Source organism: Aquibium pacificum (genome assembly GCF_040839445.1).
Lineage (GTDB): Bacteria > Pseudomonadota > Alphaproteobacteria > Rhizobiales > Rhizobiaceae > Aquibium > Aquibium pacificus.
On the sequence record NZ_JBDPGJ010000002.1, the window covers coordinates 932,367 to 950,788 of the forward strand.

An 18,422-nucleotide genomic window follows, 5' to 3' on the forward strand; every position below is an offset into this window, starting at 1 on the left:
CAAGCGACGTTTCGGATCCCGTACGCCATCAGTCACGCTCCGGCGCTGAGGTTGTGAACTTCAACACCACCCCGTCAAATCCCGCCATAGTCACAAGCGGACTTCCCGGTGGGATGTAGGTGAGATAGGTATCGAGCGTACGGGGCATCGACGGCGGCGGTCCCCAGACCGCGCCCTCAATTGTCTCATCCCGGTGGATCTGTGCGGGCTTGACGCCGAGGAGATTGGAAACCGCCGAAGAGGCCACCGGTTCGGTTGCGTCGAAATCATAGAGATAACAACCGACGGAATCGAGATATTCGGACTTCACGAACGAGACGACTAGGTGAAGAGGACGTTCAGCAACCTCTTTCGACAAGGTCTCGGATACGAAAGTCATGTCCAGTTCCTCCGCGTCCTCCTCGACGCTGGCCGCGACCTGAGACATCATCGCCAAGAACTCCGCGTGGCGGGCGGGGTCGAATTTCGACCATCCTTCGGCGATCGCATTCGACAGCGTACCCTCATAGCTCAGGCGCTCCGGCACGCACGCAGCCTCGAATGTGGCGACGAAACTTTTCGACCAGTCCGTCTCCGCGAACGCCGGCCACGCGCCGCTCAGCACGAGGCCTGTCAGGAGGATCGGCGCCGCCGGTCGCACAAATTCAGCCCTTAACCGCCGCCACGATCTTCTTGGCCGCGTCGTCGAGATCGTCGGCTGAGATCACGTTGAGGCCGCTCTCGTTGATGATCTTCTTGCCGAGTTCGACGTTGGTGCCTTCGAGCCGCACGACGAGTGGAACCTTGAGGCCGACTTCCTTCACCGCGGCGATCACGCCCTCGGCGATGACGTCGCACTTCATGATGCCGCCGAAGATGTTGACCAGGATGCCCTTCACCGCTGGATCGGCGGTGATGATCTTGAAGGCCGCCGTCACTTTTTCCTTGCTGGCACCGCCGCCGACGTCGAGGAAGTTGGCCGGTTCGGCGCCGTAGAGCTTGATGATGTCCATCGTCGCCATGGCAAGGCCGGCGCCGTTCACCATGCAGCCGATGTTGCCGTCGAGCGCGACGTAGGCGAGGTCATATTTCGACGCCTCGATCTCCTTCTCGTCCTCCTCGGTCGTGTCGCGCAGTTCCATGATGTCCGGATGACGGAACAGCGCGTTGTTGTCGAAGGAGACCTTGGCGTCGAGGACGCGCAGGCGGCCGTTGGTCATCACGATCAGCGGGTTGACCTCGAGCAGGCTCATGTCCTTTTCGGTGAAGGCCTTGTAGAGGATCGGGAACAGGGTTTCTCCGTCCTTGGCCGCGTCGCCGGAAAGCTTGAGCGCATCGTTGATTTTCGCGACGTCGCCGGAGGTCACGCCCTTCTCGGGATCGATAGCCACGGTGACGATCTTTTCCGGCGTGTCGTGCGCCACCTGCTCGATGTCCATTCCGCCTTCGGTGGAAACCACGAAGGCGATGCGGCCGACCGTGCGGTCGACCAGGATCGAGAGATAGAGTTCGCGGTCGATGTCGGCGCCGTCCTCGATGTAGAGGCGGTTCACCTGCTTGCCCTCGGCACCGGTCTGCTTGGTCACCAGCGTGTTGCCGAGCATGTCGTTGACGTTGGCGACGACGTCCTCGACCGACTTCGCCAGGCGCACGCCGCCCTTTGCATCGGGACCCAGTTCCTTGAACTTGCCCTTGCCGCGGCCGCCGGCGTGGATCTGGCTCTTCACGACGTAGAGCGGCCCGGGCAGCGATTTCGCCGCGTCCGAAGCCTCGGCCTTCGACATGATCGCCACGCCCTCGGCGACCGGCGCGCCGTAGCCCTTCAGGACCTGCTTGGCCTGATACTCGTGGATGTTCATGGGGGCGGGTTTCCCTTACTTCTTGAGGTTCGGGGCGATGCCCATGCAGGCTTCGCAAAGGCCCTGCACGGCGGCGACCGACTTGTCGAACATCTTCTGCTCGGCCTTGTTGAAGTCGATCTCGATGATGCGCTCCACGCCGTCCGCGCCGATCACTACCGGCACGCCGACATACATATCCTTGAGCCCGTACTGGCCGCTCAAATGCGCGGCGCAGGGCAGCACGCGCTTCTTGTCCTTGAGATAGCTTTCGGCCATCGCGACAGCCGATGCCGCCGGAGCGTAGTAAGCCGACCCGGTCTTGAGGAGGCTCACGATCTCGCCGCCGCCCTTGCGTGTGCGCTCCACGATCGCGTCGAGCTTTTCCTTGGTGGTCCAACCCATCTTTATCAGATCGGGCAGGGGGATGCCGGCAACCGTCGAATAGCGCACCATCGGCACCATGTCGTCGCCATGGCCGCCGAGCGTCATGGCAGAAACGTCCTCGACCGAGACCTTGAACTCCTCGGCGAGGAAGTACCGGAACCGCGATGAGTCCAGTACGCCGGCCATGCCCACCACGTGGCTCTTCGGCAGCCCGGAGAATTTCTGCAGCGCCCACACCATCGCATCGAGCGGGTTGGTGATGCAGATCACGAAGGCCTTGGGCGCATACTTCTTGATGCCGGCGCCGACCTGCTCCATGACCTTCAGGTTGATGCCCAGAAGGTCGTCGCGGCTCATGCCGGGCTTGCGCGGCACGCCGGCCGTGACGATGCAGACGTCCGCGCCCTTGATCGCCGAATAGTCGTTGGCGCCGGAATAGCTAGCGTCGAATCCGTCTACCGGCGAGGATTCCGCGATGTCCAGGCCCTTGCCCTGCGGGATGCCCTCGGCGATGTCGAACAGGACCACGTCGCCCAGTTCCTTGAGCCCGATCAGGTGAGCCAGGGTTCCGCCGATCATGCCGGAACCGATGAGCGCGATCTTGCTGCGTGCCATGTTGTTTGGATTCCCTCGCGACAATTCAGGGCGGGACAGCCCCGAGAATGGGTGCCTTGCGTGCGGCGATTTCGGCCCGGAAAGGCCTGCATTTCACGACGTCGCCTTACCGTCCGAGGGCGAAAAACTCAACTGAAAATTTCCGTATGAATAGTTTCAATCGGTTAAGACTTCCGGCATTTACGTAAACGTAAAAATTATTCTTGTCGCCACATTGGTCTTGCCGCGCGTCAGGAGACGGGTCGCGGTTCCGGTACCTGTTCCGTCAATCGATCGCGCCACTCCTCGCTCTGCATCTCGACCAGACGCGATGCGGTGCGGTCGAACTCGAACGCCTCGGCGCCCGTCCTGCCGCGATAGAGCTTCTCCGGCGGCGCTTCTGCGGTCGCGACCAGCCTGACCTTCCTGTCATAGAACGTGTCGATCAGGAGGATGAACCGCTTGGCCTCGTTGCGCGTGGAGTCGTCCATGACCGGGACGTGTTCGAGAAAGACGGTGCGGAAGCGGTCGGCGATCGCCAGATAGTCCCGCGCGGCGAGGGGCTTGCGACAGAGCTCGGAGAAGGTGAAGCGGGCCGCGTCGCGCACCACCCGCGGCGCCGGCACGTGCCGGCCTTTCACCAATATCTCCTCGCGGTGCTCCGCCGAACCGTTGACGAGGTCCGTCCAGGCGGCGTCGAAGGCACGTTCCGTCTCGTCGGAGACCGGGCTCATGTAGACCGGCACGCGGCTGAGCTTGTCCAGCCGGTAGTCCGTGTGGGCGTCGAGATGCAGGATGTCCGCGTGTCGCTTGAGAATGCCGATGAAGGGCTCGAAGAGCGGACGGTTCAGGCCGTCGCGGTAGAGGTCGTCGGGCGCCACGTTGGAGGTCGCCACGAGCACGACCCCTTGATCGAAGAGCGCAGAAAACAGGCGCGACAGGATCATGGCATCCGCGATGTCGGTGACCGAGAATTCGTCGAAGCACAAGACCCAGGCCTCGGCGGCGAGCGCTTGCGCGACCGGAGGGATCGGATCATCGCCCTTGGCCTCGCCCGCCTTGACCGCCGCCCTGTGCCGGCCGATGCGGTCGTGCACGTCGGCCATGAAGTCGTTGAAGTGAGCGCGCCGCTTGCGCCTGACCGGGATCAGTTCGAAGAACAGGTCCATCAGCATGGTCTTGCCGCGTCCGACGCCGCCATGGATGTAGAGGCCTTTCACAGACGCCTTGGCCTGCCGCTTGCGGCCGAAGAGCCAGCCGAGCGAACTCGACTTGGCGGCGAGCCGCCTCGTCGCGATCTCCTCGATCAGCCGGTCGAGCGCCGCCGCGACCGTCTCCTGCGCGGGGTCGCGGCTGATCTCGCCGCGTTCGATGCGGTTGCGGTAGGCCTGGCGGAGCGACGGAAAGGGCTGCAGACCATCGCGGAGCGACATCGGGCGACCGGTACGCGTTTCTGGCTTGCGACTGCTTTAGCGGGACAGCGAAATCGGCTGACCCGACGTGGTCTGGCCGTCGAACCGCTCGGCGCCCGAAGAGTAGAGCCGCGCCAGCGCGTTGCCGCTCTCGTCGTAAAGCGAAAGCTGCTTGCCCGCCACGTTCCATGATTTGACGCCGTCCATCGGCGCTGGACATCCTAGCGGCCCGGCGCGATAGCCCTGTCCGAACTTCGTCTGCGGCGTCGCGACCCGGCATGACTGTCCTGCCACGCTGACGCTCCACACGCCGGCGACGCTGCCGGCGGTAAGGTCGGCCGCACCCGCGGGAACAACGGGTTCGACTGGCGCGGCGCCGGCGGCAGGGTCGAGAGAAGCGACATCGGTGCCGGTCTGCCCTGGAAGAGGCTGTCCCGGGACAGTGGGCGCGGGCGGGAAGGCGCTGGGGTCAGTCGGACCCGAGGGCGGGGGAAGCTGGCTGGCCACCACGGACCCTGAAGGTGCAGGGCGCAGCGGCTCGGGGCGAGTGCTGACCGAGCTCATGCGATCTCCCTGACAACCGGAGACGATCGCCAGCGACACCAGCATCAGAGCCGCCAGGCCCGTTTTCGTCCGTCCGGCATTCGAAAGCGTCATCGTGAACCTCCGTGAGGGCGGCAGGCAAGTCGCGCCGCCACGCATGTGCGCCTGTGAATCGCCACAAACGTGGCAATGTTGAGTCCGATGATATCTGATTCGCGAAGATTTCATGCCACCGGCCCTGTTGATCGCGATATTGCCTGTTTGGGCGCCAAGACAACCCCCTCGCCATCTCAAGTTCCGCATTTCCGAGGTGCTTGCCTCGGCATCGTGGTTCGGCAGGCTTTCCATGTTGGTGCGTGGTTCGACAGGCTCACCGTGATGGGTATTGGTGGTTTCATGCCTCACCACGTGTGTCGTCCTCACCATAGCTTCACCATGTGTGGTATGGATGGTCAGGCGGGCTCCCGGCGTGATATCCGGCCGATCGCGGAACAATCCTCTGGCGCCCGCCAAACCTCCAGCGGCCCTCATGGTGAGCCTGTCGAACCACGCACCATGATCGAGAGCAGTCCGCGAATTCCGCCATTGTCGATGGCGACATCACAAGGTAGCGACCTCAATGACACGGGGCTTTGATCGTTGGTCGCGATCACCTAAGAAAAAACCATGAACAGGCGAGCGCTGCTAAAGTGGTCCGGCGCGGCGGGCCTTTTGTCGATTGCAGGAGGCGGAACCTTGGCGGCGGGCGGGAAGAACGACAACCCCTATTATGGCGGTCCGCCGAGCGATCATTTCGACGGCCGCATCTTCTTCAATCCAGAAGGCATCCCGCCGCGTCCGTTTACTGACCTCCTGCGCTGGCAGTTCGCCGGAGGGCGCGCGAAATGGCCGGCGTCGTGGCCGAGCCCGTTTGCGCCCGCAAAGGCGGACACGCTCTCGCACGAGAACGCGCTCCGCGTAACTATGGTCGGCCATGCGACGCTGCTGATCCAGATCGCCGGCCTGTCGATCCTGACCGATCCGGTCTGGTCGCAGCGCGTGTCGCCGCTGTCCTTCATTGGTCCGCGCCGGGTCAACGAACCTGGCATCGCCTTCGACGATCTTCCGCCGATTGACGTCGTCTTGTTGTCGCACAACCACTACGACCATCTCGACGCAGCCACGCTCCTGCGGCTTCGGCAGGCGCACGATCCGCTCCTGGTGACGCCGCTCGGCAACGACGCCATCGTCCGCAAGGACGTTCCGGGCATGCGCATCTTCTGCGGCGACTGGGGCGCAAGCCACGATTTCGCTGCACCGTCCGGCAAGGCGACGGTCCACATCGAGCCCGCGCACCACTGGTCCGCGCGAGGGGCCGGTGATCGGCGCATGGCGCTCTGGTCGGCTTTCGTGGTCGAGACCACCGCCGGGAAGGTCTACGTCGCCGGCGACACCGGCTTCCATCGCGGCATCAACTACAGGGACGCGGCACAGAAGCACGGGAGTTTCCGTCTCGCGGTGCTGCCGATCGGTGCCTACGAGCCGCGCTGGTTCATGGAGGGCCAGCACCAGAACCCGGAGGAGGCCGTCGAGGGCATGCGCCTTTGCAACGCCGAGTTCGCGGCGGGCTGCCACTGGGGGACCTTCCAGCTGACGAACGAGCCGATCGATGAGCCGCGCGACCGGCTGTACGCCGCACTGGATTCAGCCGGCGTACCGCGCGAGCGCTTCCGGCCGATGCTGCCCGGCGAGGCCTGGGACTTGCCGTCCTCCACAACGTAACGGTCCGTTACGGAAGTTTCATCTCCGCGACATGCCCTCGAAAGGTTGCGGGACGAAATTCGTCGGCAAGTGAAGTCGATCGGACGAGAACGAAGCGCAGTCCACGAGCGGCCCTGACGGGTTATGCGGGCATCCTCCCAGCCCGCCCCGACAGGCAGTTTCCCGGTCGCGCGACAGCCCGGCACGGTCAGCCGGAAATGCCGTCGCTGCCGCACTGCGTACGAATGCCAAAGCCGTCACGCGAACCTCCTGCCCCACGGTTCGTCGTCGGCCACGGCTAAGCGCGACCGGTTCGTGGATCCCCGCGACCGGTCGCGTTGGTCGTCCATCTGGCTTCCTTCCGATCCGGAACAAAGTCCCTCCTGTTCCATTATGGGCAGGCAAACTGCCGAGGGATGTTTCATCATGATCAAATGGATCCTCATTCTTCTCGTGGTCGCCGCCGTCGCGGGCCTGCTCGGGTTCAATTCGGTTTCCGGAGCCGCGCTGACCGGTGCGAAGGTGCTCATCGGTATCGTCCTCATCCTCTTCCTGCTCGTCCTGTTCGGCGTGATCGCCATCGCGGCGTAACCGCGGCCGGCGAGAGCCGGCAAGACTGGTAATCCGTGGCCAGTTCCGCCATATAGCGGCTGAGAACGAGCACTCCGGTTCCTGGCCATGTCTGACCGCGCGCCCTTTGCGAAGATGAACGGGCTCGGCAACGAAATCATCGTCGCCGACATGCGCGGTCGTGCGGATCGGGTCGCGCCGGCGGCCGCGCTCGTGCTTGCGGCCGATCCCGTGACGCGCTTCGACCAGATCATGGCGATCCACGATCCCCGGACCCCGGGTACCGCCTTCTTCATCGACATCCTCAATTCCGATGGCTCCCCGGCGCAGGCTTGCGGCAATGGCATGCGTTGCGTGGTCCAGGCGCTGTCGGCGGAGACGGGGGAGAAGGCGTTCGCTTTCGAGACCGTAGCCGGCATCCTCAACGCGCGGGAACACGAGGACGGCCTGATCTCAGTCGACATGGGAGAGCCGCGCTTCGGCTGGAGGGACATTCCTCTCGCGGAGGAATTCCGAGACACGCGCGCCATTGAACTGCAGGCTGGGCCGATCGACGCGCCGGTTCTTCATTCGCCTTCCGTCGTATCGATGGGCAATCCGCATGCCGTCTTCTGGGTGGATGCCGACGTGTGGAGCTACGAACTCGACCGCGTCGGACCGCTGCTCGAGAACCACCCGATCTTCCCGGAGCGCGCCAACATCACCATCGCGCAGGCGACGTCGCCAGCCTCGCTGACGATACGCACATGGGAGCGCGGCGCCGGACTGACCAGGGCCTGCGGCTCGGCGGCCTGCGCCGCCGCCGTCTGCGCGGCCCGCACGGGGCGCACCGGCCGCAAGGTCGACATCACCGCGCCCGGCGGACATTTGACGGTCGAGTGGCGCGAGGACGGCCACGTGATCCTCACCGGCCCGGCGGAATGGGAGTTCTCCGGCAATTTCGACCCGCGAACCGGCGTCTGGGCGCGCGAGATCGAGGGCGCGCTCTGATGGCGCATGCGACGAAGGGCATCGACGTCGTCACCTTCGGCTGCCGTCTCAACACCTACGAGTCCGAGGTGATGAAGCGCGAGGCGGAGGCGGCAGGCCTGGGCGAACTCCAGGGCGGCGCGGTGGTCTTCAACACCTGCGCGGTGACCGCCGAGGCTGTGCGCCAGGCGCGACAGGCGATCCGCAAGGCTCGGCGCGAACAGCCGCACGCGCGCATCATCGTGACCGGATGCGCAGCGCAGACCGATCCCGCCAGTTTTGCCGGCATGAAGGAAGTGGACCTCGTGCTCGGCAACGAGGAGAAGCTGAAGCGCCACAACTACCGCGCCCTGCCGGATTTCGGCGTGAACGACACCGAGAAGGCGCGCGTCAATGACATCATGTCGGTGACCGAGACCGCCTCGCACATGGTCGACGCGATCGAGGGCCGCGCGCGCGCCTTCGTGCAGGTGCAGAACGGCTGCGACCACCGCTGCACCTTCTGCATCATCCCCTACGGACGCGGCAATTCCCGCTCGGTGCCGATGGGTGCCGTGGTCGAGCAGGTGAAGCGGCTCGCCGACAACGGCTATGCGGAGGTGGTGCTCACCGGCGTCGACATGACGAGCTACGGCGCCGACCTTCCGGGTGCCCCAAGGCTGGGCAGGCTGGTGCGGACCATCCTGCGCCAGGTTCCAAGCATCCGCCGCCTGCGGCTGTCTTCTATCGACTCCATCGAGGCGGACGCGGACCTGATGGAGGCGATCGCGACGGAGAAGCGGCTGATGCCGCATCTGCATCTTTCTCTCCAGGCCGGCGACGACATGATCCTGAAGCGCATGAAGCGGCGCCATCTGCGCGCCGATTCCATCCTTTTCTGCGAGGACGTGCGGCGCCTGCGGCCAGACATGGTCTTCGGCGCCGACATCATCGCCGGTTTCCCGACCGAGACGGAGGAGATGTTCGAGAACTCCCTCGCGATCGTCGAGGAATGCGGGCTAACGCATCTCCACGTCTTCCCCTTCTCGCCGCGCGAGGGCACGCCCGCTTCGCGCATGCCGCAACTTGCGCGAGGCATCGTCAAGGAGCGGGCGGCACGCCTGCGCGCGGCGGGCGACGCCGCCTACCGCCGGCACATCGAGGCGTTGCGCGGCACCGACCAGTCGGTGCTCGTCGAACGCGAAGGCGTCGGCCGCACCGAGGGTTTCACGCTGGTGAAAGTCGACCGGGGCAGCCCCGGCGAGATCGTGCCCGTACGCATTTCGGGACACGACGGATCGCAGCTGATCGCGGCATCCGACCAGGCGCAAGCCGCCTAGACCGAGGACGCATGGCATTCGGATTCATCAAGAAGGTCTTTTCCTTCGGCAAGAACAAGGTCGAAGAGGCGCCGGCCGAGGAGAAATTGTCCGACGCGGTGACGCTCCCGACGGCCGAGCCCGCCGCCACCGAGGTTTCGGCCGAGATCCAGCCGCCGCTTCGCGAGCCATCGCCGGTCGCGCCGGATCCGATCCTGGACGAAATCGCTCCGGAACCGGAAGCCGTCGCCCCCGCTCCCGAACGTCGCCCTACCGAACCTGTACAAGCCGTCGAACCGCTGCCCAAAGCAGCAGAGGCGCAACCGACCGCGGATGAAGCGCCCGTCGCGGCGCCCGAACCCGATTCCGGGGAGCAGCACGCCTCCGTGCCCGTTTCCGAAATCCTGCCGCCCTTGCGAGAGCCTTCGCCCGTCCATTCCGATCCCTTCGTCGACGACATCGCGCCCGAACCCGAGCCGGTGCCGCAACCGCCCGCGTCGGGTACGACGCGGCCACGGGGCAGGGTCACCGTTGGCAAGGCCGTCGAGCGGAAGGCGGAAGCCGCGCCGGCCCCGATCGAACCGCAGCCGCGCCCGAATTGGCTGCAGCGCCTGCGCGAAGGTCTTTCGCGCTCGTCGAAGGAGCTTTCCGGTAACATATCGGGCGTTTTCACCAAACGGCGCCTTGACGAGGACACGCTGCAGGATCTGGAGGATGTTCTGATCCGCGCCGATCTCGGCATGGAAACCGCGATCCGCATCACCGACTCGCTCGCCTCCGGCCGCTACGGGCGGGACGTCTCGGACCTCGAGGTCCGCACCGTCATGGCGAAGGAGGTCGAGAAGGTGCTCGGCCCCGTTGCCCTGCCGCTGGAACTGGACCTGTCGCATAAGCCGCACGTGGTGCTGGTCGTCGGCGTCAACGGCACCGGCAAGACCACGACCATAGGCAAGCTGGCGGCAAAGCTGACCGCTGGCGGATTGTCGGTGATGCTGGCGGCGGGCGACACGTTCCGCGCCGCCGCGATCGAGCAGCTAAAGATCTGGGGCGAGCGCACGAACTCGCCGGTCGTCTCCTCGAAGCTCGGCGCCGACGCCGCGGGCCTCGCCTGGGACGCCTACGAGAAGGCCAAGGATGCGGGGGCCGACGTGCTGATCATCGACACCGCCGGCCGGCTCCAGAACAAGGCCGAACTGATGGCCGAACTGGAGAAGATCGTCCGCGTGCTCGGCAAGCTCGATCCCGAGGCGCCGCACACCGTGCTTCAAACTGTCGACGCCACCACCGGGCAGAATGCGCTGAACCAGGTCGAGATCTTCCGCAACGTGGCGGGGGTGAACGGGCTGGTGATGACCAAGCTCGACGGCACTGCGCGCGGCGGCATCCTCGTGGCGATCGCCGCCAAGCACAAGTTGCCAGTCTACTTCATAGGCGTCGGCGAGCAGGTCGACGACCTCGAACCTTTCTCGGCCGGCGATTTTGCCAGGGCCATCGCGGGCGTGGCCTGACCCGCCGCAAGACCCGGAAACGACCCGCGGACAAGGATAGTCATGCAAGAACCGATCTTCGAACGAGACCCCGCCGATCCCAAGCGCCGGCATATGAACCCGCTGCTCAAGCTGGTGCTGGAGCTAGGGCCGCTGATGGTGTTCTTCTTCGCCAATTCGCGCGGCGAGTGGCTGGCGGAGACCTTCACTTCGCTCAGCGAACTCGGCGGTCCGCTCTTCATCGCGACCGGCCTGTTCATGGTGGCCACCGCGCTCGCGCTTTCTGTCTCCTGGCTGCTCGTCCGGACCTTGCCGATCATGCCACTGGTTTCGGGTGTGGTGGTATTCGTCTTCGGCGCGCTGACGCTCTGGCTGCAGGACGAGACCTTCATCAAGATGAAGCCGACCATCGTGAATACTCTTTTCGGCGCCGTCCTGCTCGGCGGACTGATGTTCGGCAAGTCGCTGCTCGGCTACGTCTTCGATGAGGCCTTCAGCCTCGATGCCGAGGGCTGGCGCAAGCTAACGCTGCGCTGGGGCCTGTTCTTCTTCTTCCTGGCGGTGGCCAATGAGGTCGTCTGGCGGAGCTTCTCCACGGATTTCTGGGTCGCCTTCAAGGTCTGGGGCATCATGCCGATCACGCTCGTCTTCACATTCAGCCAGATGCCGCTCATCATGAGGCATTCGACGGACGACACGTTCGGGAGGAAGGGCTGACAATGGAGTATCTGACGACCCGCGAGGAACTGCGTGCGATCTACAAGGAGCCGGGCGACGCGCCCATCCGCAAGGAGCTGCGCGCGCTCGATGCCCACTCCAGGAACTTCCTGGCAAAGAGCCCCTTCGTGCTCATCGGCTCGTGCGACGGCCAGGGCAATGCCGACGTGACGCCGAAGGGCGACAAGCCGGGGTTCGTGGCGGTGCTGGACGACAACACGATCGCCATTCCCGACCGGCCCGGCAACAACCGGCTCGACACGCTGGAAAACATCCTGCGCGATCCCGCGGTCGGGCTGCTCTTCCTCATCCCGGGCATGAACGAGACGCTGCGCATCAACGGGCAAGCCCGCATCACCACGGACGAAGCCTTGCGCACCCGTCTATCCGTCGACGGCAAGCTGCCGGCGACCGTGATCGTGGTAAAAGTGCTCGCCTGCTACATGCATTGCGCGAAGGCGTTCATGCGCTCGGAACTGTGGAAACCGGAAAGCTGGCCGGCGCGCGCCGAGATGCCGACACTGGGCCAGATTCTCAAGGACCAGCTTGCGTTGCCTCAGCCGGCGCGCGAGACGGATGAGTGGCTGGACGACGCCTACGCCAAATCGATGTGGTGAGGATGCCCGGGAACGGCGCCTGCCAACCTTACCCCGCGGCCAGCGCCTTCTCGATCTGCGGCATCAACTCGTCCCGCACGCTTTCCGGCGTGAACGGGCCGACATGCTTCCACAGGATGGTGCCGTCGCGGCCCACCAGAAACGTCTCCGGCACGCCGTAGACACCCCAGTTGATCGCCGTGCGGCCCTTGGCATCCACCCCGATCGCGTCGTAGGGGCTGCCGAGTTCGCCGAGGAAGCGGCGGGCGTTGGCCGGGTCGTCCTTGTAGTTCAGCCCGACGATGCGGAAGCGGTCGTCCCCTGCCAGCTGCATCAGCAGCGGGTGCTCCTGGCGGCAGGGCGCGCACCAGGATGCCCAGACGTTGACCAGCGTCACCTCGCCCTTGAGACCGGCATTGTTGAGTCCCGGCACGCCGGCGCCTTCGAGCGGCGGCAGGTCCGTCGGCGGCGCGGCCTGGCCGATGAGCGCGGAGGGAATCGTGGAGGTGTCCCGGCCCGACATCAGTTGCGCCAGGAACAGGCCCGACAGGACCAGGAAGGCCATCAGCGGCACGAATACGATCCAGCGGCGCGGTTTCCGCGGGCTCTCCTCGATGCTCAAGTCTTGTCCTCCCGAGCACGCTCGGATCGGCGGCGTACGCCGCTCGCCTCGAGTTCCGCGAGTTCGGCCTTGCGGGCACGCTGGTCGAGGAGGCTCCAGGCGATCATCGCGACGATAGCGATCGCCGAAATGCCGTAGGCGGCGGCGACGTAGAGCGCATGGGTCATGTCGTCAGTCCGCCTTGCGGTCGGCGCGGCGGGCGCTGACGCGGCGCATGGCGGCCACCCGGCGGCGCCAGATCTCGGTGCGGATCGCCATCAGATGCAGCGTGAAGAAGAGCAGCGTGAAGCCCAACGCCATCGTAAGCAGCGGCCAGAGCAGGCTTGGATGGATCGTCGGTCCGTCGAGACGCATCACCGAGGCGGGCTGGTGCAGCGTATTCCACCAGTCGACCGAGAACTTGATGATCGGGATGTTGACGAAGCCGACCAGCGTGACGATCGCCGCCGCGCGCGCGGAGCGGCTCGGATCGTCGAGCGCGCGGGTGAGCGCGATAAGGCCGAGATACATCAGGAAGAGCACGAAGACGGAGGTGAGCCGCGCGTCCCAGACCCACCAGGTGCCCCACATGGGCTTGCCCCAGATGGAGCCGGTGATCAGCGACAGCGCCGTGAACACCGCGCCGATGGGTGCCGCCGCCTTCAGCGCGACGTCGGCGAGCGGATGGCGCCACACCAACGTGCCGATCGCCGACACGGCCATGATCGAGTAGCACATCATGGCGAGCCAGGCGAAGGGCACGTGGATGTACATGATGCGCACAGTGATGCCCTGCTGGTAATCCTCGGGCGCGGCGAATGCGAGCCACAACCCGACCGCCAGCACGACCGCCGCCAGGCCGGCGAGCCACGGCACGACGGCGTTCGCCAGCGCGACGAACCGCGTGGGATTGGCGAGGTCGCTCCAGCGTCCGGGTGCGATCGTGGTCTGGCTCATCGGTTCCTCATAGAATTCCTTGGCGCGAGCCGCAATTGACCCTCGTCAAACCGGCGATCAATTCGATGCGACGGGACCGCGGCGGATCGCCCCGGCTTGCGCCTCGGCTGCGATGCCGCTCAGGATCGCCAGCGCATCCTCTGCTCTGTCGGATGGTACGAAGAGATGATCGTGGTGAAAGGCCGAGACGGGGTTGACGCCGATGCCGGCGGCCGCCAGGCGCGGCAGGATCGCGGCGAGGAACCCGACCGCCTCCAGCGAGGAATGGATGTCGAGCGTGATCATCCGGCAGGGGAAGGTGCCTTCGATGCCGAGGCGGGTCGCATCCTCCATCGGCAGGACGAGGGTCGTTCCCTCGCGCTCGGAAAAGCGCATGACGATGCCGGCCTCCTGCGGCAGCGGCTGATCAGGTGTCGCGCTGGCGAAGGCGAACACTCGGTCGTCGAGGCGTGGTCGCATCGAGGCGAGCAGCGTTTGCAGATCGGTCTCGCCAGACATCGCGTCAGTCCGCCGACCAGCGAAGGGCGGCCGCCGCGGCCAACGGGCCGAGCACCGCGAAGAACATGGTCAGCGCCACCATCAGCAGGAAAGGCGGCAGGAACGGGTCGGGCTCGGTCACCGCGCCGTAGCTCGCCGACACGCCGAAGATCAGCACGGGAATGACCAGCGGCAGGACGAGCACCGAAACCAGCAGCCCGCCGCGCGGCAGCGACACGGCCACCGCAGCGCCCGCCGCGCCGATAAAGGCGATTGCCGGCGTGCCGAAGAGCAACGTCAGCGTGGCGGCGCCAATGCCGACCGGGTCCATGTTCATGAAGAGCCCGAGGAGCGGCGCGGCGATCACCAGCGGCAGGACGCTCGCCGTCCAGTGCGCGAGGCATTTCACCAGCACCGCCAGCGCGAGCAGATGCCGTCCGCCGCTCATGATCAGGAGATCGAGGGAACCATCGTCGCGGTCTGCCTGGAACAGGCGGTCGAGCCCGAGCAGGCTGGCGAGCAGCGCGCCGATCCACAGGATCGCCGGGCCGATGCGCGCGAGTAGGTTCAGGTCCGGCCCCACGCCGAAAGGGATGACCGCCACGACCGCGAGGAAGAACAGGATGCCGACCAAGGCCCCGCCGCCGGCGCGGATACCGAGCCGCACGTCGCGGACGTAGAGGGCCAGCATCTCAGGCCCCCATCCTCAGCTCGTGCGTCCACTCCAGCCCGAGCGGCAGGTGGGTGGCGGCGAGAATCATGCCGCCGTCTTCGAGATGCGCCCGCATCAGATCCGCGAACTGCTTCTCGGAAGCCCGGTCGAGGCCGGCCGTCGGCTCGTCGAGCAGCCAGACCGGACGATAGCTCACCAGAAGCCGGGCGATGGCGATGCGCCGCTTCTGGCCGGTCGACAGGTAGCCGAGCGGCAGGTGGCCGATCTCGTCCAACCCCACCATCTCGAGCGCCTCGGTGACCGCAAGGTGCGGCTCTCCCATGTAGTCGCGCCAGAAGCCGAGGTTCTCGCGCACACTCAGCGCCGGCTTCAGCGCGTTCTGGTGGCCAAGATAGTGGCAGGCCGAGGCGATATCGGGCCATCGGGCGTCCGCGTCCTCGATCTCGATTCTCCCACCCGCCGACGGGAGCAGGCCAGCCACGATGCGGAGCAGCGTCGACTTGCCGGAACCGTTGGGGCCCGTGACGAGCAATCCCTCGCCATCGGCCACTCCGAAGGAGATGCCGGAAAACACCGGTTCGCCGCCGCGTTCGCCCGATAGATCGTTCGCCACGAGGCGCATGCCAGATCCGTTCCTCGCCCGCTGAAAGTCGCATTGCGATGCAGCATTATTCCCGCCCGCGACACTGGAACTCTCTTTAGAAATTCTCTAAGAGATCAGCAACCGTGCCAGCGGTCAGCATGGAAGCCAATTACGCCGAACGGCGCCACCTCCCCGCAAGGGGCGCGGTACCCAGGAGCGGATAGCGGAAATGACCGTACCCGCACCTTTGCTCACCTTGCACTGGCGTCCGTTTCCAATTCGGCAACAGACAGTTAGGGATCGCACGTGTCTAAATCTCTCGACAGCTTCAATTGCCGCCGCACCCTCAAGGTGGGAGACAGGGAGTACGTCTATTTCGACCTGACGGAGGCCGAGAAGAACGGGCTCGAGGGCGTGTCGCGCCTGCCCTTCTCGATGAAGGTGCTTCTGGAGAACCTGTTGCGCAATGAGGATGGCCGCTCGGTCACCAAGGCCGACATCGAGGCGCTCAAGGGGTGGCTGGACGACAAGGGTTCGGCCGGCCACGAGATCGCCTATCGCCCGGCGCGCGTGCTGATGCAGGATTTCACCGGCGTTCCCGCCGTCGTCGACCTCGCTGCCATGCGCGACGGCATCAAGGCGCTCGGCGGCGATCCCCAGAAGATCAACCCGCTGGTGCCGGTCGACCTCGTCATCGACCATTCGGTGATCGTCGACGAGTTCGGAACGCCGATGGCCTTTGCCCGCAATGTCGAGCTCGAATACGAGCGTAACGGCGAGCGCTACCGCTTCCTGAAATGGGGCCAGCAGGCGTTCCAGAATTTCCGCGTCGTGCCGCCCGGCACCGGCATCTGCCACCAGGTGAACCTCGAATATCTCGGCCAGACCGTCTGGACGAAGGACGAGGACGGCGCCACCGTCGCCTATCCCGACACCTGCGTGGGCACCGATTCGCACACCACCATGATCAACGGCCTGGGCGTACTCGGTTGGGGCGTCGGCGGCATCGAGGCGGAAGCCGCCATGCTCGGCCAGCCGGTGTCGATGCTCCTGCCCGAGGTCGTCGGCTTCAAGCTGACCGGCTCGATGAAGGAAGGCGTGACCGCGACCGATCTCGTGCTGACCGTCGTCCAGATGCTGCGCAAGAAGGGCGTCGTGGGCAAGTTCGTCGAGTTCTTCGGCGAGGGCCTCGCCTCGATGACGCTGGCCGACCGCGCCACGATCGGCAACATGGGTCCCGAGTATGGCGCGACCTGCGGGTTCTTCCCGGTCGACAAGGAGACGCTGAAGTATCTCACCATCTCCGGCCGCGATAAGGATCGCATCGCGCTGGTCGAGGCCTACTCCAAGGCGCAGGGCATGTTCTGGCAGCCGGGTGCCGCCGAGCCGGTGTTCACCGATACGCTGGAACTCGACCTCGGCGACGTGGTTCCCTCGATGGCCGGCCCCAAGCGCCCCGAGGGTCGCATACCGCTTCCGGGCATCGCCGCCGGTTTCGAGGAGGCACTGGTCAAGGAATACAAGAAGGACGCGTCCGAAGCCGACAAGCGCTGGAAGGTCGAGGGCGAGGATTTCGATCTCGGCCATGGCGACGTGGCGATCGCCGCCATCACGTCCTGCACCAACACGTCGAACCCGTCGGTGCTGATCGGAGCCGGGCTTCTGGCACGCAACGCCAACCGCCTCGGCCTGAAGCAGAAGCCGTGGGTGAAGACCTCGCTGGCGCCCGGTTCGCAGGTGGTCGCCGAATACCTGGAGAAGGCCGGCCTGCAGAAGGAGCTCGACCAGATCGGCTTCAATCTCGTCGGCTTCGGTTGCACGACCTGTATCGGTAATTCCGGCCCGCTGCCGCCGGCGGTGTCCAAGACCATCAACGACAAGGGCCTGATCGCGGCCGGTGTGCTGTCCGGCAACCGCAACTTCGAAGGCCGCATCTCGCCGGACGTCCAAGCCAACTATCTCGCCTCGCCGCCGCTGGTCGTCGCCTATGCGCTCGCCGGAACGGTCACCAAGGACTTGACCAAGGAGCCGATCGGCCAGGGCAAGGACGGCAAGGACGTCTTCCTGAAGGACATCTGGCCCTCCAACCAGGAGATCCAGGAGTTCATCCACAAGCACGTCACGCGCGATCTTTTCGTACAGAAATATGCCGAGGTGTTCACCGGCGACGAGAACTGGCAGGCCGTGCAGATCCCGGCCGGCGAGACCTACGCGTGGGACGACGATTCCACCTACGTCCAGAACCCGCCCTATTTCGCCGGCATGCCGAAGAAGGCGGGCGACGTCGGCAAGATCCAGGGTGCGCGCATCCTTGGCCTGTTCGGCGACAAGATCACCACCGATCACATCTCGCCGGCCGGCTCCATCAAGGCCGCTTCCCCGGCGGGACAGTACCTCACCGACCACGGCGTGGGCGTCGCCGACTTCAACCAGTACGGCACGCGGCGCGGCAACCATGAAGTGATGATGCGCGGTACCTTCGCCAACATCCGCATCCGCAACTTCATGCTGGGCGAAAACGGACGCGAGGGTGGCTACACGATCCACTATCCCTCGAAGGAGGAGATGTCGATCTACGACGCCGCCATGCAGTATAAGCAGGAGGGCGTGCCGCTGGTCGTCTTCGCCGGTGTCGAGTACGGCAATGGCTCCTCGCGCGACTGGGCGGCCAAGGGCACCAACCTGCTCGGCGTGAAGGCGGTCGTCGCGCAGTCCTTCGAGCGCATCCACCGCTCGAACCTCGTCGGCATGGGCGTCGTCCCCTTCGTCTTCGAGGAAGGCACGTCATGGGCCTCTCTCGGCCTCAAGGGCGACGAGAAGGTCACCATTGACGGGATAGACAACATCAAGCCGCGCCAGAAGATGAGCGCGAAGATCGAGTACGCGGATGGATCGACGGTGGACGTACCGATCATCTGCCGCATCGATACGCTGGACGAACTCGACTACTTCAAGAACGGCGGCATCCTGCAATACGTGCTGCGCGACCTCGCCGCCTGAG

General features: G+C 65.4%; 19 protein-coding genes. 8 read left to right on the forward strand and 11 right to left on the reverse strand.

The annotated features are described in order from the left end of the window. Nucleotides 1-28 precede the first annotated feature (28 nt). From ABGN05_RS10920 to ABGN05_RS10940, 5 genes are all read right to left on the reverse strand, one after another. Nucleotides 29-604 (reverse strand): hypothetical protein, encoded by a 576-nt coding sequence (locus ABGN05_RS10920; protein WP_367954037.1) that lies wholly within the window; start codon nt 602-604, stop codon nt 29-31. A 40-nt stretch (nt 605-644) separates the two neighbouring features. Then, entirely contained in the window at nt 645-1,838 is a 1,194-nt protein-coding gene (sucC, locus tag ABGN05_RS10925) for an ADP-forming succinate--CoA ligase subunit beta (RefSeq protein WP_367954038.1), read from the reverse strand. A 15-nt stretch (nt 1,839-1,853) separates the two neighbouring features. Further along, on the reverse strand, nt 1,854-2,819 hold the full coding sequence (mdh, locus tag ABGN05_RS10930) for a malate dehydrogenase (protein ID WP_367954039.1): 966 nt from the start codon (nt 2,817-2,819) through the stop codon (nt 1,854-1,856). A 230-nt stretch (nt 2,820-3,049) separates the two neighbouring features. Then, the gene (zapE, locus tag ABGN05_RS10935; protein WP_367954040.1) at nt 3,050-4,231 is read right to left on the reverse strand and encodes a cell division protein ZapE; all 1,182 of its coding nucleotides are present in this window, start codon (nt 4,229-4,231) and stop codon (nt 3,050-3,052) included. Between the two features lie 36 nt (nt 4,232-4,267). Further along, nucleotides 4,268-4,867 carry a protease inhibitor Inh/omp19 family protein gene (locus ABGN05_RS10940; protein WP_367954041.1) on the reverse strand — a complete coding sequence of 200 codons (600 nt, stop codon included), beginning with the start codon at nt 4,865-4,867 and terminating at the stop codon, nt 4,268-4,270. Nucleotides 4,868-5,419: 552 nt separating this feature from the next. Between ABGN05_RS10940 and ABGN05_RS10945 the strand changes: the two genes are divergently transcribed. The 7 genes from ABGN05_RS10945 to ABGN05_RS10975 all read left to right on the forward strand — a co-directional run bounded on the left by ABGN05_RS10945 (nt 5,420) and on the right by ABGN05_RS10975 (nt 12,151). After that, the gene (locus ABGN05_RS10945) at nt 5,420-6,514 is read left to right on the forward strand and encodes an MBL fold metallo-hydrolase (protein WP_367954042.1); all 1,095 of its coding nucleotides are present in this window, start codon (nt 5,420-5,422) and stop codon (nt 6,512-6,514) included. Nucleotides 6,515-6,919: 405 nt separating this feature from the next. Then, nucleotides 6,920-7,084: a DUF1328 family protein gene (locus tag ABGN05_RS10950; protein WP_367954043.1), complete on the forward strand. Its 165-nt coding sequence runs from the start codon at nt 6,920-6,922 to the stop codon at nt 7,082-7,084. An 87-nt stretch (nt 7,085-7,171) separates the two neighbouring features. Further along, nucleotides 7,172-8,053, forward strand: a complete 882-nt coding sequence (gene dapF, locus ABGN05_RS10955; protein WP_367954044.1) for a diaminopimelate epimerase — start codon at nt 7,172-7,174, stop codon at nt 8,051-8,053. Next, nucleotides 8,053-9,351 carry a tRNA (N(6)-L-threonylcarbamoyladenosine(37)-C(2))-methylthiotransferase MtaB gene (gene mtaB, locus ABGN05_RS10960; RefSeq protein ID WP_367954045.1) on the forward strand — a complete coding sequence of 433 codons (1,299 nt, stop codon included), beginning with the start codon at nt 8,053-8,055 and terminating at the stop codon, nt 9,349-9,351. The genes dapF and mtaB overlap by 1 nt, the downstream gene beginning before the upstream one ends. 11 nt (nt 9,352-9,362) lie before the next feature. Then, a complete protein-coding gene (gene ftsY / locus ABGN05_RS10965) occupies nt 9,363-10,838 on the forward strand; it encodes a signal recognition particle-docking protein FtsY (RefSeq protein ID WP_367954046.1) in 1,476 nt (491 codons plus the stop codon). A gap of 42 nt (nt 10,839-10,880) precedes the next feature. Next, entirely contained in the window at nt 10,881-11,534 is a 654-nt protein-coding gene (locus tag ABGN05_RS10970; protein WP_367954047.1) for a septation protein A, read from the forward strand. Nucleotides 11,535-11,536: 2 nt separating this feature from the next. Next, complete coding sequence (locus tag ABGN05_RS10975) at nt 11,537-12,151, forward strand: pyridoxamine 5'-phosphate oxidase family protein (RefSeq protein ID WP_367954048.1); 615 nt, start codon at nt 11,537-11,539, stop codon at nt 12,149-12,151. Nucleotides 12,152-12,179: 28 nt separating this feature from the next. Here ABGN05_RS10975 and ABGN05_RS10980 read toward each other — a convergent pair whose 3' ends face one another. Genes ABGN05_RS10980 through ccmA form a run of 6 tightly spaced genes read right to left on the reverse strand, consistent with a single transcriptional unit; the run spans nt 12,180 to nt 15,460 of the window. Beyond that, complete coding sequence (locus tag ABGN05_RS10980) at nt 12,180-12,695, reverse strand: DsbE family thiol:disulfide interchange protein (RefSeq protein ID WP_373695928.1); 516 nt, start codon at nt 12,693-12,695, stop codon at nt 12,180-12,182. A 53-nt stretch (nt 12,696-12,748) separates the two neighbouring features. Continuing rightward, nucleotides 12,749-12,919: a heme exporter protein CcmD gene (gene ccmD, locus ABGN05_RS10985; protein WP_367954050.1), complete on the reverse strand. Its 171-nt coding sequence runs from the start codon at nt 12,917-12,919 to the stop codon at nt 12,749-12,751. Nucleotides 12,920-12,923: 4 nt separating this feature from the next. Continuing rightward, on the reverse strand, nt 12,924-13,688 hold the full coding sequence (locus ABGN05_RS10990; protein WP_367954051.1) for a heme ABC transporter permease: 765 nt from the start codon (nt 13,686-13,688) through the stop codon (nt 12,924-12,926). 57 nt (nt 13,689-13,745) lie between these two features. Continuing rightward, nucleotides 13,746-14,186, reverse strand: coding sequence for an ACT domain-containing protein (locus tag ABGN05_RS10995; protein ID WP_367954052.1), 441 nt, complete (start codon nt 14,184-14,186; stop codon nt 13,746-13,748). A 4-nt stretch (nt 14,187-14,190) separates the two neighbouring features. Next, a complete protein-coding gene (gene ccmB, locus ABGN05_RS11000) occupies nt 14,191-14,856 on the reverse strand; it encodes a heme exporter protein CcmB (RefSeq protein WP_072607755.1) in 666 nt (221 codons plus the stop codon). Nucleotide 14,857: 1 nt separating this feature from the next. Beyond that, nucleotides 14,858-15,460, reverse strand: coding sequence for a heme ABC exporter ATP-binding protein CcmA (ccmA, locus tag ABGN05_RS11005; RefSeq protein WP_367954053.1), 603 nt, complete (start codon nt 15,458-15,460; stop codon nt 14,858-14,860). Between the two features lie 267 nt (nt 15,461-15,727). On the opposite strand from ccmA, the gene acnA reads away from it, so the two are divergent. Beyond that, nucleotides 15,728-18,421: an aconitate hydratase AcnA gene (gene acnA / locus ABGN05_RS11010; protein WP_367954054.1), complete on the forward strand. Its 2,694-nt coding sequence runs from the start codon at nt 15,728-15,730 to the stop codon at nt 18,419-18,421. Nucleotide 18,422 lies beyond the last annotated feature (1 nt).